This window comes from Paenibacillus albidus, assembly GCF_014644435.1.
Taxonomy (GTDB): Bacteria; Bacillota; Bacilli; order Paenibacillales; family Paenibacillaceae; genus Paenibacillus_AQ; species Paenibacillus_AQ albidus.
The window spans coordinates 134,643-157,109 of the sequence record NZ_BMKR01000006.1 but is presented as its reverse complement, the minus strand read 5'-3'; the positions used below and the strand labels follow the sequence as shown (position 1 = coordinate 157,109).

The following is a 22,467-nucleotide window of genomic DNA, read 5'->3' as shown; positions in this document are numbered from 1 at the left end:
GACACAAAGCTCGGGGGCCCGGCAGATCCTATTAAGCGGTGACGGTGATGCCTTCGGCCGTTATGCTGCTTTTCCCGTCTACCGTGTACTCTTTGTCGTAGATGGTGATTTGCGCCGGAATCCCGGTTTCGTTGGCAACGGTTACTTGCTTATCCGTAACACTGATATTGAGGCGGGCGCCGCGGAACATGATTTTGAACGCATAAGAGGTCCAGTGGCCCGGGTTGGACGGGTTCAGAATCAGCCTATCCTGCTGGACACGCAGGCCGCCGAAGCCGTGCACAATCGACATCCAGGTTCCGGCCATGCTCGTAGTATGGCAGCCGTCTTCCGTATCATTGTTGTAGTTGTCGAGATCAAGCCTTGAGGTGCGCAGGTACATCTCATAGGCTTTTTCTTTATAGCCCAGCTCGCAGGCGAGAATCGCATGGATGCAGGGGGAGAGCGACGATTCGTGAACGGTGATCGGCTCATAGAAATCAAAGTTCCGCTGTTTCGTCTCCAGGTCATACCGGTCACCCAGGAAGTACAATCCCTGCAGCACGTCAGCCTGTTTAATAAAGCAGGAGCGCAAGATCCGGTCCCATGACCATTTCTGGTTCAGCGGCAAATGCTCCGGTGGGAGATCCTTGACTTGAATCAGCTCTTTGTCCAGGAAACCATCCTGCTGCAGGAAGATTCCACGTTCGGCATCCTCGGGATAATACATGCCTGCGATAATCTCTGTCCATTTCTCCGTTTCGTTCACCTGCAGCGCAAGCTTATCCAGCAGCTCATGGTAACGTGAAGTTTCATTTTCCTGCAGATAGGCCAGGGCTTCCAACGTGTATTCCATAGTCCAGGAAGCGATACGGTTGGTGTACCAGTTGTTGTTGACATTGTTCTCGTATTCGTTCGGCCCTGTTACGCCAAGCATCACGTATTTGTCCTTGTCAGCAGAATAATGCACGCGTTCCTCCCAGAAGCGGGAAATCTCTACCAGTACCTCAAGACCGTATTGGCCCAGATAAGCTTTGTCGCCGGTGTAGTTTACATAGTTATAGATGGCATAGGCAATGGCCCCGTTGCGGTGGATTTCCTCGAACGTAATCTCCCACTCATTGTGGCATTCTTCCCCGTTCATCGTGACCATCGGATATAATGCGCCTTTGGTGAACCCGAGCTTGCGGGCGTTCTCCTTGGCTTTGTCCAGGTGTTTATAACGGTAGATCAGCAGATTGCGGGCAATGGAGGCATCCGCAGTGCTTAGGTAGAAAGGCACACAATACGCTTCCGTATCCCAGTAGGTGCTTCCGCCGTATTTTTCACCTGTGAAGCCCTTCGGTCCGATGTTCAGGCGGTCGTCTTCTCCGGTATAAGTCTGGTTGAGCTGAAAAATATTAAAACGGATCGCCTGCTGCGCAGACACATCGCCTTCAATACTAATGTCGCTTTCCTTCCATTTAGCCTTCCAGGCTTCGGCCTGTTCACTAAGCAGCAGGGCAAATCCAGCCTCGCGGGCACTGTGCAGCGCCGAATGGGCGGCCTCGACCAGCTGTCCCAGCCCATAATTGCGGGAAGTGACATTGGCGGCATACTTATAAATAACCACCTGATCGCCTGCCTGCACCGTTACATCCGCAGTTGCCCCCACATACTTCTCACGCTGGATGGCCTCTGCAGGTATGGCCAGCTTCTCTCCATTCACCAGAATGTCAAAAGCCATCGCCGTGGTTACATGGAAGTCGAGCTTTTTGGTTTTTAGCGTAAGGTACCCGCTGTCCGGCTCAGCATTTTTCTCTACCTCGTTCCAGAATTTCTCGTCATAATTGGAGTCTTTGTTCTTGATGTCGCCGTCGAGATAAGGCGTAAGCGTTATCGTACCGCTGAAATTCACGGGAACGATGGAGTAGCGGATGGCCCCGATCTCCTGGCGGACCATGCTGACGATACGGAGGCTCTCGACCCGGACTTCCTTGCCGTCTTCCAGAACTGCCGTGAAGGAACGTGAGAGGGTGCCTTCCTTCATATCCAGTACTCTGCGGAAAGCTGTAACGCTGCATGTGGCCAGATCAAGCGGTACGCCATCAATTTCGACGTTGATGCCAATCCAGTTGGTGCTGTTCAGTACTTTGGCGAAATATTCGGGATACCCGTTTTTCCACCAGCCGACCCGCGTTTTGTCCGGGTAATAGACACCGGCCATGTAGCTGCCCTGCAGGCTGTGGCCACTGTACTGCTCCTCGAAATTCGCCCGGCCGCCCATGTAGCCGTTGCCGATGCTGAATACGCTCTCGGAAATCTCCTGCGTCTGCGGATTAAAGGACTCTTCAATAATGGACCATTCATCAATTGTTAAATACTGTTTCATTGGGACCGGCTCCTTTAAAATAGGGGATGAGATAAAAAGATCTAATGGTTGCGCTGTATGGTTACGATTGTGCCGCTGCGCAGGCGAGTGGTTGTTCCGATCGCTGTTGTCCCCGGATGCCTGAATTGGAATACCGGCGGTAAGCATCCGGGGACAAAGGCGACCGCTGCCGCTTCTCCACAATCCTCTCGCCCGCTCCGCTCTAACTGTAACTTGATGGCAAAATTAGTTCTTTGGAAGAGGGCGATGCAGGGAAAAGCGTTGTTGGATCATATTATGTATCCAACCTGGTTAAAGAAGCGCCTGCGTATGCTTACGGTTCAACAAAATTCATCAAACCGTGGCAAAAGACTCGCGCAGAAGGCTCACGTTCATCTGGGCCAGGGAAGGGACGACGAGGTTCGCAGCACTGAGCGTCTGCGGGGAACCGATGCCGATACTTGCCATGCCGGCACGGATGGCCGCTTCGATCCCTGCTTCGGCATCTTCGAAGACCACACATTGCCCGGGAGCCGTACCCAGTGCCTGCGCACCGAGCAGGAAAACTTCGGGGTCCGGCTTCGCAGCACTGGTATGAGTACCGTCGATAATGGCATCGAAGTAAGGCGTAAGACCGGTGTTGTTCAAGATCGTCATGGCATTTTTGCTGGCGGAGCCCAGCGCTATCTTCAGCCCTTGTTCACGGCATTCTCTCAGGAATTCCAGTGCGCCCGGCAGAATTTCGGAGCTGTCCATCTTGGCGATGTACTGGACATAGCGGTTGTTCTTCTGCTCGGCCAGCCGTGTTTTTTCCTCTTCATCCAGCAACAAACCGCCAATCTCCAGCAGGATATTAAGCGAAGCTGTCCGGCTGACCCCTTTGAGCCGCTCGTTATCCTGCTCCGTAAAGGTGAAGCCAAGACTGTCTGCAAGTTCTTTCCAGGCGATGTAGTGATACTTGGCGGTGTCTACCAGCACACCGTCGAGATCGAATAAGCAGGCTTTGATTTCTCTCATAATTGTGCCTCCTGATCAGTGTTATTCATTATAGCGCAAACGTTTGTACAAAGTTCCAAAAAATAAATGAAGCCTGCATTGAGCTTCATCTATTCATAAGCTGAATTACTCCTTGCCGGGTCCCCTCATTGAGGACTCCCGGATGATCAGCCGGTGGGGAATCACAAATCTGTTTGTATAGCCTGTGTTGTTATCCGGCTTTTGGATACTTTGGATCAGTACTTGGGAGGCCGTATAGCCCAGGTGGTAAATTCCGATATCAATGCTGCTGATCGGCGGACTGGATAATTCGGAAAGCGGGATGTTGTTAAAGCTGACGATTGCCAGGTCCTCAGGGACCTTGTATTTCAGCTCGTTCAGTCCGCGCAGTACACCGAAAGATACCATATCGTCGACGGCGACCAGTGCAGTTGGCCGGTTCGGGAGATTCATGAAGAAAGACATCGCCCGGTATCCGCTCTCCTGCAAAAATTCACCTTCGACAATCCATTCCGGCTGCGTCTGCAGACCGCTGCTCTGCATGGCCTTACGGTATCCCTCCAGACGGTCGCGCGATACAATAAGCTCCGGCGGACCACTGACAAATCCGATGCGTTCATGCCCCATGGAGATCAGGTGGTTCGTAGCGTCAAAAGCAGCCATGACATTGTCATTGTCGACGGATAAAATATTCTCATACCGGTCGCTTCGCCCTACCAGGACAAAGGGATAACTGTTGTTCTCCAGAAATTCAATCACCGCGTCGTCTTTCCGGGAATAGAGCAGAATGGCACCATCCACGCGGCGGCCCTTGAGCAGACGGGAGACGGCTTCGAGTTCTTCTTTCTCATTTGCACCGGAACTGATCAGCACATCATAGCCGGAGCGGCTGGCTTGTGTGACAATCCCGCGGATGAGCTCCATAAAAAACAAGTTGGAGAACAGTTCTTCAGCCGGCTTTGGAAGAATGATGCATATGCTGTTGGTTGTCTTGGACACCAGACTCTTAGCCATCATATTGGGCGTATAGCCCATTTCCTCCATAATAACTTTAACTTTGCGGGAGGTTTCCAGGCTAATTCTGGGATGTCCAGACAACACCCGGGATACTGTGGAGGGAGAGACTCCCGCTTTCTTTGCCACATCCTTGATGGTAACTGTCACAAGAAACCTCCTTATGGAACCGTTTGCTTCACAAAGTAATATTAATCGAAGTATTGGCAATTGTAAATAGATAAACTCCTTCAAAAAGCCCCTGCAGTCCTTGGGGGGAATGATTCCGCAGCGTTCATCGTGCAAACGGTTGTCTCCGGGTAGGGATAATGGCAGGGGAGGGATGTGATTCACCACGTGAGGAGAATAACCTTTTGTTTATTGGCTAAAACACGTATATAGGCGATATGGAGACAACTAAATTACAGTTGACAATTTCTTCATGGCGGCATTAGTATGATAATCAAAATGTGGCAAACGCTTTCAAGGATGAGTCTGTGCAAATATCGTTTGAAGAGCTTGGGGAGGTGAGTGGAGCGTTTTTAACTGCGTTTTTTCTGCATTTTTTTGCAAACGTTTGCGCTATTTTCGGCCACTCTTTGACAGCAGGAGTGACGGGATTCCGCGCAGCAACAGCAGTACACCATAACCATTCAAATATTGAACACATGGGGGGATTTACAGGATGAATGTTGCGTTAAGGGGTCATTCCCGGTCGAAAAGGTTATTCAGCATCTGTATGATTATTGCTTTGATCTGTTCCAGTTTTACGGTCTATCCGGCTAACGCGGAGGCAGCGGTGAGCAAGGTTGTGCTGGCAGGCGATTTACAGGCCGCTATATCTGCAGGCGCCGGGAACCCGGCGGACAACTGGAACCCGGATGCGGCGGCGACGCAGATGTCAGATCTGGGTGGCGGCTATTACGCATTTACAGGCACCCTGCCGGCCGGAGTGTATGAATACAAAGTCGCCCTTAACGGGACATGGGATGAGAGCTATGGCTACGCAAACTACACGAACCCGCAGGGAAAGGAGAAAGACGGCAACATCCAAATTACACTCGATGCTGAAAAACAAGTTACGTTCTATTACAACGAGTTTACGCGCAAAATTGCCGACTCCACGTATTACACACCGCTCGCGGAAGGCAAGCTTCCGCGACTGACGGGTACCCTCCAGACGGAGCTGGGAGATGCCGGAGATTCCTCGCCGGCAGATGCTAAGACCGTCTTGACCGATGCTGATTTTGACGGCGTCTACGATGTAGCTGCGGCACTTCCTGCCGGGGATTACACGTACAGCATTTGGGTTCCAGGCGAGACACCCGAAGCAGATGCTATTTATCCGGAGACGGATCAGCACCTGAACCTGCCCGCAGATCTTCCGGTGACCTTCAAGTACAGTACGCTGGACCACCAAGTGTCCGCTTTTTTTACACCCCCAAGCGAACCTTCAATGGTACAGCCTGTACCGGCAGGGCACATACGGATCCATTACAACCGGCCCGCCGGCGATTATGAAGGTCAAGGCTTGTGGCTGTGGGATGATGTGGCAGCACCTTCAGGGAACTGGCCGGCAGGAGCGACTCCGTTCCCGGATGGGCAAACCGATGCCTATGGGGCTTATGTTGATGTGCCTCTGAAGGAGGGGGCGTTGAAGATTTCTTTTCTTGTCGTCCACCGCAGCACCCAGGCCAAAGACGAAGGTGACAAACTATTCTCCATAGGTACACCGCAGACCAATGAAATCTGGATCAAGCAAGGGTCAAACGAAGTTACGCCTTACGAGCCCATAACGCTTCCGGCCAATACGGTACGGATTCATTATCAGCGGGCAGACGGGAATCAGGGCGAATACGGGTTGTGGCTGTGGGATCACGTGGCAGCGCCTTCGGAGAACTGGCCATCCGGAGCGACAGCTTTTCCTGCCGGGCAGAAGGACCGTTTCGGTTCTTATGTCGATGTGCCTCTGGCAGAGGGTGCGAAGAAAATTGGCTTCATCGTCATGAAACCGTCGAACGGCGATAAAGACGGCGGCGATAAAACGTTCAGCCTGCTGGACCGCTACAACCAGATCTGGGTGCGGGAAGGGGAGGACCATGTCTACGTCTCACCTTTTGGCGAAATGCCGGTTGGATTCGTGTCGGCCGAAGTATTATCCATTCATAAAATTCTGCTTGGATTCACCTTGACGGACGGCCTGACTGCCGAGGAATTGAAGGCAGCCATTACGATCAAAGCCAAAGATGGCAGCCCTATCGAGGTCGCATCGGTAGCAGTGAAGAGTGCTACTTCTATCGAGGTGGATACCGCCGAATTCGGGCTGGATCAGCTTCCGCTGAGTATTTCGTATGCGGGCAAGACGTTGTCTGCCGCAACAGGCTGGAGAATGCTCGATGAAATGTACAATTACACCGGGGATGATCTCGGCGCAACCTATCATCCGGCTGACCACACCGCTACGCTGAAGTTATGGGCACCCAAAGCGAGCAGTGTAACAGCGAATGTCTATGACAAGGACGACGCCAACCGGCTGGTCGGCAGTGTTGAGCTGACGCTGGGCGAGCAAGGCGTGTGGTCGGTGAAGTTGTCCCCGGGAGACCTTGACAGTGGAGGGGCGGAGGATGTTCGGGGCTACTTTTACCAATACGTCGTCACCAACGACGGTATTGCCAAAGCCGTGCTTGATCCCTACGCCAAGTCGATGGCAGCATTCACCGTGAATACGGCAGGACAACCCGGCACGGGCGGAGATACGGTCGGTAAAGCGGCGATCGTGGATCTGGGCGTGACGAACCCGGCGGATTATCAGGCGGCCGATATCGACGGTTACGAGAAACGCGAGGACGCCGTGATCTATGAAGTCCATATCCGTGACTTTACTTCGGATGTGTCCATCGAGAGCAATCTGGATGGCGAGCGTTGGGGTTCTTATGCCGCTTTTGAGAAGAAGCTTGATTATATTAAATCCATGGGCGTAACCCATATTCAGCTTCTGCCCGTGATGTCTTGGTATTACGGGGATGAGACGAAGATGGGGGACCGCGGGAGCGGATATTCGGCCAAAGGCAATGAGTATAACTGGGGTTATGACCCTCATAACTATTTCTCCCCTGACGGTGCATATTCCCGGGATGCCGCCGATCCCGAGGCACGGATCAAGGAGCTGAAAGAGCTCATTGATGCGGTGCATGAAGCGGGGATGGGGGTTATTCTCGATGTCGTCTATACGCATATGGCCCAAAAAGAGCTGCTGAACGACATCGTGCCGAATTACTATGCCTTCCAGGATGCGAATGGAAATTTTATCGGCGGGTTCGGCAACAACCTGGCGACCAATCACAAGATGGCTAAGAAGCTGATGGTCGACTCCGTGAAGTACTGGTTTGAAGAGTACAAAATCGACGGCATGCGCTGGGACATGATGGGCGATGCTACCGCCGATGCGGTGCAGGCTGCTTATGATGCGGCGGCAGAGATTAATCCGCAGGCGCTGTTTATCGGGGAAGGCTGGAGAACCTTCGGCGGTGCGGCTTCCGATCCGGCGCTTGCGGGGCAAGGGGCCGATCAGGACTGGATGAGCCGCACGGACAGTGTGGGCGTATTCTCGGATGAGTTCCGCAATGAACTGAAATCCGGTTATGGCTCGGAAGGCGAGCCGAGATTCATTACCGGCGGCGCGCGCTCCATCGCTACGATTCTGAACAATATCAAGGGACAGCCGTCGAATATCCCGGCGGATGATCCGGGCGATATCGTGCCTTATATCGAGGCGCATGATAACCTCACGCTGCATGATGTGATCGCGCAGTCGATCAAAAAAGATCCGGCGGTCCCGGAGAATGAGCTGGAGATCCAGAAGCGTATCCGGCTTGGCAATCTGCTGATGCTCACATCGCAGGGAACGGCTTTTATGCAGGCGGGTCAAGAGTACGGACGCACGAAGCAGTGGAAAGCTGCCGGTGTGCCTGAAGATAAGTATACGGAGATGAAGGATGCCAGCGGGTTGTCCTTTGGTTATTTTATCCATGACTCCTATGATTCTTCGGACGCGGTTAATATGTTCGATTGGACCAAAGCCACGGATGAAGTGAGCTTTCCGGTTCAGAACACTACAAGGGAATATACGGCAGGGCTGATTGCACTACGGAAATCGACGGATGCCTTCCGGCTGGGAGACCTGAACCTTGTCAATTCCAATGTGAAGCTGCTGGAAACCCCGGAGATGAAGGCCACCGATCTGGTGATTGGCTACACGAACAAAGCTACAGATGGAACGGGCCTATATTATGTCTTTATGAATGGCGACAACACCTCCAGAACGCTGACCCTGAGTGAGGATCTGACCGGCGGGCAGGTCGTGGTGGACAACGACGAGGCGGGAGTGACCGCGATACCGGCCGGGGATCAGAGCGGTTTTGTGCTGACGGCGGGGTCGATTACCTTGGAGCCGCTAACTGCGGTAATTATCCGCAAGGATGTTGCCGCAGCCGTACTTGCTTCACTGGAGACGGATAGTTCCGCCTATTCGCTGCAAGTGGATGGTGCACATCAGACGGCAGTGGCCGCGAAATACGAAGACGGCAGCAGACGGACGGTAACGGGCCAGGCCAGCTATGTGTCTGATAAGCCGGAAGTGGCTTCGGTGAACGGTAAAGGAATGGTTACAGCGATTAGCGCAGGAACAGCCACGATTACGGTTACTTACGGCGGATTATCTGCGAGCGTGACCGTTACTGTAACGAAGGAGCCGGTGGATAACAAACGGTATGTGCTGTTCACGTACAGCCGGGAGGACCAGGATTATAAGGACTGGAATATCTGGGTCTGGAATACCGGAGTGAAAAACGATCAAATCGACTTTACAACGTTCAACAATGGCACCGCCAGCGTGCTGATTGAAGTGGCGCCTGGTGCAACCAGTGTAGGCTTCGTGCTGCGCAAAGGCACGGATTGGAACACCGGCAAGCAGGATTATCCGGATGACCGGGTCATTCCGCTGATGCCGGGCGAAGCTTTTACCAAAGTCCATGTGACCAGCCTGGTGAAGGAGCTTGATATCAAGCCGGGAGTCAGCGGGCCTGTACTGAAAGACGGGACCATCACCTTTATTTACCGCGATGACGCCTTGTTCCGTAGTGACAATATGGCTGGCATTACGGACGTTAAGGTGAAAGTGAACGGAACCTCGTACCCGATGGTCTACGATCCCGCCAAGGAATGGTTCAGCTACACGCTGGGCGATCTTGAAGAGGGCACTTATAAGTACACATTCCTGGTGACGAAAAATGGGTTGACCGAAGAAATCACCGACCCGAAAAACACAATAAACGGTGAGTCCTCGGTGGTCTATCATGTGCCGGAAGTGACGATAACTGCGGCAGTCAGCCCGCAGGCGGTCACGCCGAATCAAAATGCCGTGCTGACCGTCCAGGCCGAATCGCCGGAAGAAATCTCTTACAGTGATGCCTATATGGACTTGACTGCCCTCGGGGGAACTGCCCGGGTGAAGCTGGATACGGTGCTGATGAAGCAGACGGTTGCGGTCAAAGATAACGTTCCGGCAGGCCTCAAGAAGATTCCGGTTACCCTGGTGGATCAATATGGGAATCTGCATACACAGACGGCTGAGCTTGAGGTGAAGACCAGAACCTATACGGGGGAAAAGCTGGATTTTGACTGGGAGGAGGCCCGGATTTATTTTGCGCTGACGGACCGGTTCAAGGATGGCGACCTGACGAATAATGAGAATGTTGATAAGGCTCATTTGGAGGCCTATCACGGCGGGGATTTCCGCGGCATGATTGATAATCTGGACTATTTGCAGAAGCTTGGCATCAATACGCTCTGGATTACGCCGGTTGTGGACAACATTGATTTTAATCAAGGCGTTGGGTTCGGCGGCCAGCAATATGCGTATCACGGCTATTGGGCCAAGGATTTCACCAAGCTGGATGAACATCTGGGTGATATGGACACATTCAAGGAGCTGATTGAGAAAGCCCACGACAAGGGCATCAAAATCATGGTAGATGTGGTGCTTAATCATACGGGTTATGGCCTGAAGCCGGAGGATACTAATCCGGGTGTTCCGGCTGAGGATAAAGAGCGTTTTGCCGGGATGCTCCGCACGGACGGGGTCTCCGCAGACACGGACCCGATTCAGGGCGAATTGGCGGGACTGCCGGACTTCCGGACTGAAGACCCTGCGGTACGTGAGCAGATCATTGCCTGGCAGACCGGTTGGCTGGACAACACGCGGACGGAGCGTGGCGACACCATTGACTATTTCCGTGTGGATACGGTCAAACATGTGGAGGATACAACCTGGAAAGCCTTCAAAAATGCGCTGACCGCAGCTGCACCGGAATTCAAAATGGTCGGCGAATATTTTGGCGGCACGATTGATAGTAACGGCGGGCAACTCGGGACCGGCCAGATGGACGGTCTGCTGGATTTCGGCTTCAAGGGTGCGGCCAAGAATTTTACAGATGGCAAAATCAATGAAGTGGACGCGTATTTGCAGGACCGCGAAGCCAAAATCGACAATACCCGGATGATGGCCCAGTTCCTGAGCAGCCATGATGAAGACGGCTTCCTGTCCTCTTATGTGGACGGTGACAAAGGCAAGCTGAAGATTGCGGCGGCGCTGCAAATAACCGCCAAGGGGCAGCCGGTCGTTTATTATGGCGAAGAGCTGGGACGCTCCGGTAAAAATGCCGGCAACATGGCGAATGGAGAGTTCAGCGAGAACCGCGGCGACATGCCATGGGATCAGCTGACGGCAGAGCAGGCACTGCATGATCATTATGCGAAGCTGCTGAATATCCGGGCCAAATATTCCAAAGTGTACGCTGCTGGCAAGCGGATGAAGCTGGCGGGTTCGGATGAACTGGGCTATCTGGCGTTTGACAAGCAATACGGCAGTACCCATGTTGTGACAGCAATCCATACACGACAGGATGCGGTGACGGTGGAGCTTCCGGTTCCTTTTGCAGCGGGTAAGGAAGTGGTGGACGAATACAGCGGCAAGACGTATACGGTATCTGGTGATCAACTGGTGACAATCCTGCTGCCTGGCAGAGATGACGGGGGAACTGTGATTCTGGCTGCGGTGCCGGGAGATGACCCGGAGCCGGAAGTAACGCCGACACCTGAGATTAAGCCGACACCTACACCTGCTCCAACGGACGAAGGGACGCCAACACCTGCACCGGTATCCACACCTGAGTCCACGTCCGTTCCGGGCTCGGTGCCGACTTCAGCACCTGTTGTTACACCGGCTCCTGTTAACGGTACACAAGTCATTACCGGTGACCGTTTGAGCAAGGGAAAAGAGGGTCAAGTGGAGATTGTGGCTAAGCCGGGCACTGTGCAGCTGCCGATCGATGCTGCTGCATGGCTTGGAGTGAATGATCTGGTGCTTCAAATGGGCGAAGTCTCTGTGACCTTCCCGAATGAAATGCTGCGTGCCCTGCAAAGTAAGGTACCCGGAGAGGCGGTGGAAGAGGCTAGTATCTTGTTCTCGGCAAGCCCGCTGCAAGAGGATGCAGGCAGTACCTGGATTCGCCGGCTGAACGGCAGCAACAGGGAGGTAAGCGCCGTTTCCGCGATCTATGAGTTGCATCTGATTATTATGAAAAAAGACGGAACACAGTTGCCGGTAACCGTGTTGGAGCAGCCGGTTACACTGAAGTTTAAGCTTAATGCGCAGATTACTAATGACCGGATGGGTGTATTCTATCTCGGGGACAACAGCTCCATTGAATATATGGGCGCTCTGCCCGAAGGCGGAATGATGTCTGCAAAAGTCAAACATTTCAGTAAATATGGCGTACTGGAAATTAACAAAACCTTTGTTGATGTGTCAGCCGCTCATTGGGCGGAAGCGGCGATTCAATCGCTTAGTGCGAAGCAGGTTGTCACCGGAGTTACGGACAGCCATTTCAGACCGCAGCAGTTGGTGAGCCGCGCTGAATTTGCGGCAATGCTGATTCGGTCGCTTGGAGTGAAGGCGGAAGGCAAGGCAATGTTCAGCGATGTGAAGGAAGAGGCCTGGTATTCGGCATACGTGACTTCAGCCGTCAAGCTGGGCATTGTAAAGGGCCGCACCGCAGAGCGATTCGCACCGGGTGAGCGGATCAGCCGGGAGGAGATGGCAGCCATGGTTATCCGCGCCCTGGAAGTGAAGCAAGGGCAGGAGCTTGAACCGGCTGCCGAGCATGTTGCGGCATTCGCGGATGCTTCCGACATCAGCACATGGGCGGCAGCTGATGTGAATCTTGCCGCCAAGCTGGGCTTGGTGCAAGGCAGGGCGGATACCCTCTTCGCACCGCAAGAAGGGATGACCCGCGCCGAAAGCGCACAGGTAGTCTATCGGTTGCTGGGTTTGTAAGTAACTCGGCTCTGAACACCAAGGAGAACAGTGTGACTTACACTGTGGCTAATCCCCGAAAGATGTAACAGGTCTATTAGTTGACTAACTAGAGTTTGCTAGGAAAGGAAAAGACACTCTTCATGCTTGGAGAGTGTCTTTTGTGTGAGTTTGTTAGGGAGCTGTAATGCCTGTGCGTAACTGTGATGTGCTCAAAGTGAGAATGAAGAGAATGGATACGTTGTGGCTAACCACCGCAAGCTGTAACAGACCAATTAGTTAACTAACTAGAGATTTGCTAGGAAAGGCAAAAGACGCTCTCCATGTTCGGAGAGTGGCTCTTGGGTGCGTGGTTAGTTAATAGCTGAAATGCTCGGTGTAACTGTGGTGTGCTCCAAGCGAGAATGAAGAGAATGGATACGTTGTGGCTAATCACCGCAAGTTGTAACAGACCAATTAGTTAACTAACTGGAGATTTGTTAGAAAGGCAAAGCCACTCTTCATGATTGGAGAGTGGCTCTTGGGTGCGTGGTTAGTTAATAGCTAAAATGCTCGGTGTAACTGTGGTGTGCTCAAAGTGAGAATGAAGAGAATGGGTACGCTTTGGCTAACCACCGCAAGTTGTAACAGACCAATTAGTTAACTAACTGGAGATTGGTTAGAATGGCAAAGCCACTCTTCATGATTGGAGAGTGGCTCTTGGGTGCGTGGTTAGTTAATAGCTGAAATGCTCGGTGTAACTGTGGTGTGCTCCAAGCGAGAATGAAGAGAATGGATACGTTGTGGCTAACCACCGCAAGCTGTAACAGACCAATTAGTTAACTAACTGGAGATTTGCTAGAAAGGCAAAGCCACTCTTCATGATTGGAGAGTGGCTTTTGTGTGAGTTTGTTAGAAAATGTAATGCCTGTGCGTAACTGTGATGTGCTCAAAGTGAGAATGAAGTGTGTTGGATGGTGTTGGTGCAATTATTGTTACTGGTACTAAAACAGCGATTCTGATGTAAAAAGTGCATCAGAATCATCTGAAATACCGCTGTAAATGGAATCTGATGTATTTCGTACATCGGATTTTGGAGAACCAGCTCTGTTGGAGTGTTTTTTGCTGATTCTGCTGCACGAAATACATCAGAACCTCAAAAGTGGAGAATTTAGCAGGATTTTGATGTACAAAATACATCAGAACTCTACTGAGCGTTCGCATTACGTCCTCATGTGGATGCGACTCTGCCTGGCGGTCTCGAGGCCCCGCTCCCGCGTGCCCCCGCCACGCCCTTGCGTGCCGTGCAAGCGCCCCGCTCCGCGTGCCCCCACCACGCCCTTGCGCGCCGTGCCAGCGCCCCACTCCCGCGTGCGCCCCCCATCGCGCCCCCGCCACGCCTTTGCGTGCCGTGCCAGCGCCCCGCCACGCCCTTGCGCTCTACGCCGCGCCCCCCGCCCGCCCGCGCCGCTCCCGCGTGCGCCCGCCCCGCACCCCGTGCCGCCCCCCGCAGCGGCGCCACGCGAAACAGGGCATCCCCACAGCCAGCCTGGCTGTGGGGATGCCCTGTTCATACGAGCTGCTACAATACTGCCTTGATCACGGCGTAGCCGTAAGCGGGCAGCTTGACTGTAAGTTTGCTGCGCTCAGCACGCAGCGTGTCGCCGGTAAAGACGTTCTCCCAGTTCCGTTCATCGACATCGATGCGGAAGGTCTGGGCAGTCTCTTCGTTGTTGAGCAGGATGATGAGCACATCATCGCCCAGTCGGCGTTCGTAGGCGAGTTTGCTTCCTTGCCGCGCTGCCTCCAGGAAGTGGATTGAACCGGTCCGCAGGGCAGGGTGGCTGCTGCGGATATCGATCAGCCTGCGGAAGTAGCTGAACAGCTCACGGTCCTGCTTCTCGGTATCCCACTCCATGCATTTACGGCAGTCAGGGTCCCCTTCGCCATCCATACCGATCTCGTCCCCGTAGTAAATACAAGGAGTGCCCATGAACGTGAACTGGAACAATGCGGCCAGCTTCAGCTTGTTTTTGTCCCCGCCGGCCAGAGTCAGAAGGCGCGGGGTATCATGGCTGTCCAGCAGATTGAAGGCCACCTCGCTGGCTTGCAGCGGATAACGGGACAGCTGCTTGCCGATGGCATTCGCGAACCCTTCGGCATCCAGTGAAGCGTTCACAAAGAAATCGGTGACCGCGTCGGTGAAAGGATAGTTCATCACGGCATCGAATTTGTCGCCTTCCAGCCACGGAGCAGATTCATGCCAGATTTCACCCAGAATATAGGCTTCCGGATTCGCGCGTTTGACAACCTTCCGGAATTCGCGCCAGAATTCATGATCCACCTCGTTGGCCACATCCAGCCGCCAACCATCAATGCCGATTTCTTTGATCCAATATTCTGCGACACGTAACAAGTATTCTTTGACCTCGGGATTTTCGGTGTTCAGCTTGGGCATCAGCGGCTCAAAGGCAAAGGTGTCATAAGTCGGAATACCGTTTACCACCTCCAGCGGGAATTGGCGGATGTGGAACCAATCCTTGTATGCCGAGTCCTCGCCTTTTTCCAATACATCAACAAACGGGGCAAAGGTTCTGCCTGAATGGTTGAAGACAGCATCCAGCAGCACACGGATTCCCCGTTCATGGCAGGCATCGACCAATCGCTTGAGCGTGGCCGCATCACCGAAATGCGGATCAATCTTCATGTAGTCTTCCGTGTCATATTTGTGGTTGGTTGTAGCGGTAAAGACAGGGGTGAAGTAGATGCCGGAAATGCCAAGCTCACTGAGGTAATCAAGATGGTCGATCACTCCTTGCAGGTCACCCCCGAAGAAGTTGTCGCGCTGTGGGGCTCCGCCCCAGGGCAACACGCCTTCCGGACTCAGAGAGGGATCGCCATTCGCAAAACGCTCCGGAAATATTTGATAAAAGACCGTATCTTTCACCCAGGCAGGGGGCGTGAATACATCAACGCGGTTCAAGTAAGGGAATTCAAATAACCGGTTAGGATTCTCGGGACGGGTGGTCTGAAAGTCACTTTCGGTCATCCAGATCCGTTCATGCTCCTTCTGCAGCAGGAAGCCGTATTTCAGCCGGCGGTGCATAGGAACGGACGAGCATTCCCAATAATCGAACATCGCGTCCGAGGTGAAAAGCGTCATGGGAATCAGTTCCTTGGTGGTGTCCCAGGCATATTTGTCTCCGGCCCAGGCGAATACTTCGGTTAAATCGCCTTTTTTGGCACGCAGACGAAGATGAATGGTGTTCACATCATACGCATAAGACCAGTTGAGGCGTGGACGGTGATATACAGCTTCAAGTAACATAATAATTCCTCCTAATAGTTTTGTAGACATGCCCCCTAAAGCCGTTTCATACAAAATCGGCCTGAAAAGCACAGCTTGGTTCTGAAATCACTGGGCGCACAGCAAAAAGGCACAACCGCCCGCTGGCTAGACAGCCGAGGTTGTACCTGTCTCAAGGAACATTGCCTTTGAATTGTATGGAATATGGGGGAGGGCACTCCCTTAACGATTTGGATTATAGCATGGAATAATTAGGGGTTCAATATATTTGTACAAACCTTTGCACAAAATTTCACAGCGTATGACTGGAGAGAACAGGTGATTCAGGATTATAAACAAGGGCTGAGCAAGGATTACAGCGGTAGTTTGAAAACTCATCACTCAACAAGAAAGGGGCAATAATAGAAAAACGGACTAATTAAGAGATATCCTTTAAAAGGATTAGTAAATAGGCTGAAATATATATAATATCATGATAAATGACGAAATACCCTATATGCAAACGTTTTTACAAACTTTAACGACTGTTGTATGATGTATTCAGAAATGAAGCGCTTTCCAGTCTTGCAAGTGCATAACATGGAGGGGTGTAAAAGAAAAACTGAAATTTTTTTTGGCCGCTCTGAAATCGTTTGCGCAAGTGACGACACCAGGATTGGCAGCTCAGCGACACAGCAAACAGCAACTTAGAAACGCACTGACTGGTTCACCAAAGCAGTTCACAAATTGGGAGGGGTTAAGGCAATGAAGCTTAAAAAAATGATGGTTATCACCGCAGCATGTTCAATGGCACTGTCGATAACAGCTTGTGGAGCGAACGGCAATGGCAATAACGGAGGTAACACGGCAGCTACCAACGCACCTGCTGAGAATACAGGAACAGACAATGCAGGAACGAACAGCGGCAACGCCGTTACATCTGAGGGTGTGGTGCCGGAAGAAGGCGCGACGCTGACTGTATGGGAGAGTAAAGAGGAAAGAGCTTTTACCGAAGCGATCGCCAAGCAGTTTACAGAGAAATATAATGTCCCCGTCAAAATTGAAGAGCTGGCACCGCCGGACCAAGTCACCAAGCTTACCCAAGACGGACCTTCCGGTCTTGCTGCCGATGTTGTTGTCATTCCGCATGACAATCTGGGCAAGGCTGCAAGTGCAAGTCTGCTGCTTCCGAATGATCTTTTTGCAGAAGAAACCAAAACCAGAAATACGGAAGCTTCCATCATCGGTTCTTCGTATGAGGGCGAATTGTACGGATATCCGCGTGCGGCTGAGACCGTTGCCCTATTTTATAACAAAACTCTGGTGAAAGAAGCCCCTAAATCGTTTGATGATGTGCTGGCTTTCAGTAAGACGTTCACAGACAAATCCAAGAACAGATACGGCATTATGTGGGAAGTTGGCAACATGTACTTTAACTACCCGTTCATTGCGTCGGATGGAGGTTACCTCTTCGGTGACAACGGCACGAACAAGGATGATATCGGGCTGGCAAGCGAAGGCGCGATTAAAGGCCTGCAGACCTTTGTTAAGCTGAAAGAAGCCTTGCCGATCAAAAGCGGTGACATCAATCCTGATATCAAACGCAGCCTGTTCATCTCCGGCGACGTAGCGATGGATATTACCGGTCCATGGGAACTGGGTGCATACAAGGAAGCGCTGGGTGAGAGTCTCGGAATTGCACCGATTCCTACCATTGACGGCAAAACGTCCATAACCTTCTCGGGCATCAAGATTTATGGCGTCAATTCCTACACCCAATATCCAAATGCCGCCAAAATGTACGCAGACTTCGCGACCACCAAAGAAGCCCAGCTTCTGCTGAACAAAACGATCGGGTCGGTTCCGACAAATAAAGAGGCGCTGGAAGACCCGCAGATCAAGAGTGACCCTTATGTATCCGCCTTCGCCCAGCAAGCCACCAATTCGCAGCCGATGCCTTCCATTCCTGAAATGGGCAATGTGTGGAGCCCGGTAAACGCAGCGCTTCCCGAAATCTGGGACAACAACGCAGATCCAAAAGCTGCCATGGATAAAGCAGTTCAGCAAATCAAGGATCTGAACAACGGCGCATCGCAATAACCGCATAAAGTGTTATAAAATCGCCCGCCGCATGGTTAGCGGCAGGCGGTTTTTACGATTTTACGCGTAGAGAGGAGAACGGAAGAGAAATGCAGCGACACCGTACAAGAGCCGCAATACTGTCGACGTTATTTATGGGATTGGGACAAATATATAACCGCCAATTCATCAAAGGGCTGATTTTTGTAGCTGTAGAGGCGCTGGCCTTGATTTATTTCATCCAGAATCTGGGCAGGGCAATGTGGGGGATGGCCACATTAGGAGATACCCCCAGTCATCTGCAGAAGGTAAAAGGGATTGCCAAAATGGTGCCTGGCGACCATTCCATCTATATCCTGATTCAAAGTTTGATTACTCTGCTGTTTCTGCTGGTCGTCCTTATCGCCTGGTATATGAACATCAGGGATGCTTACCGGACAGGGGCTGAGCGCGAGGGCGGCAAATCCGCCAATTCGTTCAGACAGACGATCCGTTATATTCTGGATTATAAATTTGCGCAGACGTTTTTAGTGTTACCCGGAATCGGGATTTTGTTTTTTACGATCATGCCGATCATCTTCATGATTATGCTGGCTTTCACGAACTACTCCGCACCGAATCATTTGCCTCCGGCGAAGCTGGTGGACTGGGTCGGATTTGAGACCTTCCGCAATCTGCTTGTGCTCAAGACCTGGAGCCACACGTTTTATGGAGTGCTGACCTGGACCATAATCTGGGCGGTTCTGTCTACCGTGACTACATATTTCGGCGGGCTGCTTGTAGCTCTGCTGGTCAGTCAGCAGGGCATTCGCTTCAAAGGCATGTGGAGAGTGATTCTGATTGTGCCTTATGCTGTACCGCAGCTGATCTCCCTGCTGCTGATGCGCAACTTGTTCAACGGCCAATTCGGTCCGATCAACCAGTACCTCGGATTTTTTGGCCTGGACGGATTGCCCTGGCTGACAGATCCGTTCTGGGCAAAGGTTACCGTAATCATCGTCAATATGTGGGTGGGGATTCCGGTCTCCATGTTGCTGATTATGGGTGTACTGACCACCATTCCCCGTGATATGTACGAAGCGGCAGAGGTGGATGGGGCATCCGCCTATCAGAAGTTCCGCATTGTAACGCTGCCGATGGTGTTGTTCTCTACCGCGCCGACTTTAATTGCGCAGTTTGCCGGCAATATCAACAACTTTAACGCGATCTTCCTGTTGACCGGCGGTAATCCCGTGAAAGGGGATTATCAGTATGCGGGCTCAACGGATCTGCTCGTGACTTGGCTGTACAAGTTGACACTGGATCAGAATAAAAACAATATGGCTTCGGCAATCGGCATTATTATCTTTGTGATTGTGGCATCATTCTCGTTGTACAATTACCGCCGGACCAAATCATTCAAAGAGGAGGACATGATTCAATGAGCGGACGTAAACTTGCTAACTTCTTGCGCCTGACACTTAGTTACATTGTGTTGACTGTGCTGGCGATTGCGGCTCTGTATCCGGCTCTGTGGATTCTTCTGGCATCCTTCCGGCCCGGCAAATCACTTTACAGCAAGACCCTGATTCCCGAGCGCTTCACACTGGACCATTATACGGAGCTGTTTACTTCACCTGTCTATATGTTCGGAACCTGGTACGCCAATACACTCAAGATTGCTGTCTGCTCCATGCTGATCGGGGTAGTGCTGACTCTGCTGACCAGCTACGCGGTTTCCCGGTTCCGTTTCAAAGCGCGTAAGACGGCGCTGTCTACGGTGCTGATTCTGGGGATGTTCCCCGGGTTCATGAGCATGATTGCCATTTATTTGCTGTTAAAAGAGTTTAATCTGCTCGATACGCATCTGGCACTGATTATCGTCTATGCAGCCGGTGCGCCGCTAGGCGGCACCTTTATTGCCAAAGGCTTTCTGGACACCATCCCGCGTTCGCTGGATGAGGCGGCCAGGATTGACGGCGCGAGCAATTTCAGTATCTTTGCCCGCATTATTCTGCCGTTGTCCCGTCCGATGATTACGTACATGGCATTAACCCAGTTTGTTGGCCCATGGGTCGATTTCATCTTTGCCAAGCTGATTCTCCGGACCAAGGAGAACTGGACTGTGGCTGTCGGCATGTGGGATATGGTCAACAGCAACCAGAATACCAACTTCACCTTGTTTTCGGCCGGAGCCGTGTTGATCTCCATTCCGATAATGATTTTGTTCGTCTTTCTGCAGCGGATGCTGGTGGACGGCCTGACGGCGGGAGCCAGCAAAGGATAAAGCAGCACCAAACTAAATACAAGCATAATGAAACGGGTACAGCCTTGCGTAAGCTACAGGAGGGCTGTACCTTTTATTTTGCCGTGGGGAGAGAAGGAGTATGAGAAGGGTTCGGGGGTTAGCTATCCAATCGGTGGGGGTCAAATTGTTTGTTATTTTATTCTGCAGCATAGTTCTGCTGTCATCAGTACTAGGGTGGACTTCCTATTATGCCGCCAAAGGCATTATTACGGATGAGGTTGCGGCGGCTTCGGCGCAGTCTGTGGTGCAGGCGGCCGATAAGCTTGATTTTCTGTTTGCCGAATATGAAGCGCTCTCCAGGCAGTTTGCGGTTGACGCTGTGCTCAAAAACGATCTGGAGACGGTGAATAATGACGCGGCCGGGACCGTAGCCCGGACTGCGGCGGAGGATCGAATCCGCCGTAAACTCGATGCTGTCAAAGGGTCGGACGGGCGGGTGCTGGCTATTCGGCTGATCTCGGGCAGTCTGGTAGATGCAGAGTCTTACCGGTCGGCAGGGATCAGCCCGATCCGTAGTGATGAGGGGATTGTGAAGCGGATAGAGCAGATTAAGGAGGCCAAGGGCAATCCGTTTTGGTTCCCGGTAAGACCCAAAGGTTTTTTTGATGCTTATGGTGAAGCCTCTTTGACCATGGGCAGATTGCTGCGGAACATTCAGCATCCCGAAGCAGAATATTATATGCTGATCGAGATTAAAGGCGAGGCGCTGACGGGAGTGCTGGCTAATCTTCAGATTGGCCAATCCGGCGAGATCCGCATTCTGGATTCAGCCGGAAGCATTGTTTACGGTGCGGATGAAACGCAACTCGGCCAGCAGTCACCGATTAAGATTGTGGAGGCACAGTCCCAAGAGGTACAGCATTCCTTTACCGCAGATAATGAGCAAGGACAGGAGCAGCTTGTGGTATATCAGTCTCTCGCTACAGCGGACTGGACCATGATCGGTTATGCACCGGTGACAGATTTTACTAAGTCGGCGGACAAGTTGATTTACATAACGTTATTGGTAGTGTTGGCTGCGGCTGTGATTGCCCTGCTGATCGGATATTTGCTGGTGCGGCTCATTGGCAGACCGCTGGGGAAATTGGCCGGTTTAATGGAAGAAGGGGAACGGGGCAATCTGTCGGTTCGTGCGAAGTTTAAAAGCCGGGACGAGATCGGGCGGCTGGGCCAGAGCTTTAACCGGATGATGGAGCAGATCGCCCGGCTGGCCAGGCAGAGCAGCCAATCGGCGGAAGAAGTGTTGTCTACTTCGGAGCAGCTGGTGCAGGCCTCGGCCGTTATTTCTCTGCATGCCGGAGAAATCGCGGCTGCCACCGGAGAAATCGCAGGCGGGGCAGCCAGTATGGCCTTGGAAGCAGAACAGAGTCACCAGCGGGTGGAAACGATGGGGGCGCAAATGAATGAAATGTCCGGAATGAATACCCGGATGGACGCTGCGGCGGGGAAGGTAATTGCGGTAAGTGAGCAGGGGACAGCGCTAATGCGGCAACTGGTAGAGCAGAGTGAGTCCACAATGGCGATGATGAACCGGATTCAAGAGCATTCGTCCCGGCTAAGCGAAAGCACCGAGCTGATCCGCAGTATTCTGAGTCCGATGATTGCAGTGAACAAGCAGACGAATATCCTGGCCTTGAACGCTTCCATTGAAGCGGTCCGGGCCGGTGCTGCCGGACGGGGGTTCCTTGTCATTGCCGATGAAATCCGCCAGCTGGCCCATGAATCCGGCCAGTCTATATATTCAGTAACACAAATCACGGAGGAGATCGGCCAGCATATCAAACATACGGTTGAGGTTGTTCAGGAAGCTGCACCCTTATTCGGAGAGCGGATTATGTCTGTACAGGAATCCTCCATGATATTTGAAAGTGTAAGACAGGAGATGTTGGGCTTTACCCGGCATCTCAATGAGTCTTCCGCCTCCGTCACCGCGCTGTTTGATTTCCAGACGCAGCTGGGTGAGTCTATGGACAGTGTCCGGTCTGTGGTCCAGCAGACCGGAGCCTCCACGCAGGAGGTGGCCTCGATGTCCACCCAGCAGCTCAAGGTGAGTGAAGAGCTGGTGTCCTTATCCGCTAAGCTGGAGGAACTGGCCGGAGACTTGAAGGCATCCCTGGGTTCATTTCAGGGATTGTCCTAGAGGG

At 52.4% G+C, this 22,467-nt stretch carries 9 protein-coding genes; 5 read left to right on the top strand and 4 right to left on the bottom strand.

What is annotated here, in order from left to right; all coding sequences use genetic code 11:
* Positions 1-31: 31 nt before the first annotated feature.
* From IEY53_RS09035 to IEY53_RS09025, 3 genes are all read right to left on the bottom strand, one after another.
* Complete coding sequence (locus IEY53_RS09035; RefSeq protein WP_189024081.1) at positions 32-2,350, bottom strand: glycoside hydrolase family 65 protein; 2,319 nt, start codon at positions 2,348-2,350, stop codon at positions 32-34.
* A 333-nt stretch (positions 2,351-2,683) separates the two neighbouring features.
* Complete coding sequence (gene pgmB, locus IEY53_RS09030; RefSeq protein ID WP_189024079.1) at positions 2,684-3,346, bottom strand: beta-phosphoglucomutase; 663 nt, start codon at positions 3,344-3,346, stop codon at positions 2,684-2,686.
* 105 nt (positions 3,347-3,451) lie between these two features.
* Positions 3,452-4,489: a LacI family DNA-binding transcriptional regulator gene (locus IEY53_RS09025; protein WP_189024078.1), complete on the bottom strand. Its 1,038-nt coding sequence runs from the start codon at positions 4,487-4,489 to the stop codon at positions 3,452-3,454.
* Between the two features lie 514 nt (positions 4,490-5,003).
* On the opposite strand from IEY53_RS09025, the gene IEY53_RS09020 reads away from it, so the two are divergent.
* Positions 5,004-12,713, top strand: coding sequence for a pullulanase (locus IEY53_RS09020; protein WP_189024077.1), 7,710 nt, complete (start codon positions 5,004-5,006; stop codon positions 12,711-12,713).
* A gap of 1,540 nt (positions 12,714-14,253) precedes the next feature.
* Here IEY53_RS09020 and IEY53_RS09015 read toward each other — a convergent pair.
* Positions 14,254-15,999 (bottom strand): alpha-glycosidase, encoded by a 1,746-nt coding sequence (locus IEY53_RS09015; protein WP_189024076.1) that lies wholly within the window; start codon positions 15,997-15,999, stop codon positions 14,254-14,256.
* 723 nt (positions 16,000-16,722) lie between these two features.
* On the opposite strand from IEY53_RS09015, the gene IEY53_RS09010 reads away from it, so the two are divergent.
* The 4 genes from IEY53_RS09010 (at position 16,723) to IEY53_RS08995 (ending at position 22,463) form a co-directional block, all read left to right on the top strand.
* Complete coding sequence (locus IEY53_RS09010; RefSeq protein WP_189024075.1) at positions 16,723-18,057, top strand: sugar ABC transporter substrate-binding protein; 1,335 nt, start codon at positions 16,723-16,725, stop codon at positions 18,055-18,057.
* Positions 18,058-18,146: 89 nt separating this feature from the next.
* Positions 18,147-19,460: a sugar ABC transporter permease gene (locus tag IEY53_RS09005; RefSeq protein WP_189024074.1), complete on the top strand. Its 1,314-nt coding sequence runs from the start codon at positions 18,147-18,149 to the stop codon at positions 19,458-19,460.
* A complete protein-coding gene (locus tag IEY53_RS09000; protein ID WP_189024073.1) occupies positions 19,457-20,302 on the top strand; it encodes a sugar ABC transporter permease in 846 nt (281 codons plus the stop codon). Before IEY53_RS09005 ends, IEY53_RS09000 begins: the two co-directional genes overlap by 4 nt.
* A gap of 100 nt (positions 20,303-20,402) precedes the next feature.
* Positions 20,403-22,463: a methyl-accepting chemotaxis protein gene (locus IEY53_RS08995; RefSeq protein WP_189024072.1), complete on the top strand. Its 2,061-nt coding sequence runs from the start codon at positions 20,403-20,405 to the stop codon at positions 22,461-22,463.
* Positions 22,464-22,467 lie beyond the last annotated feature (4 nt).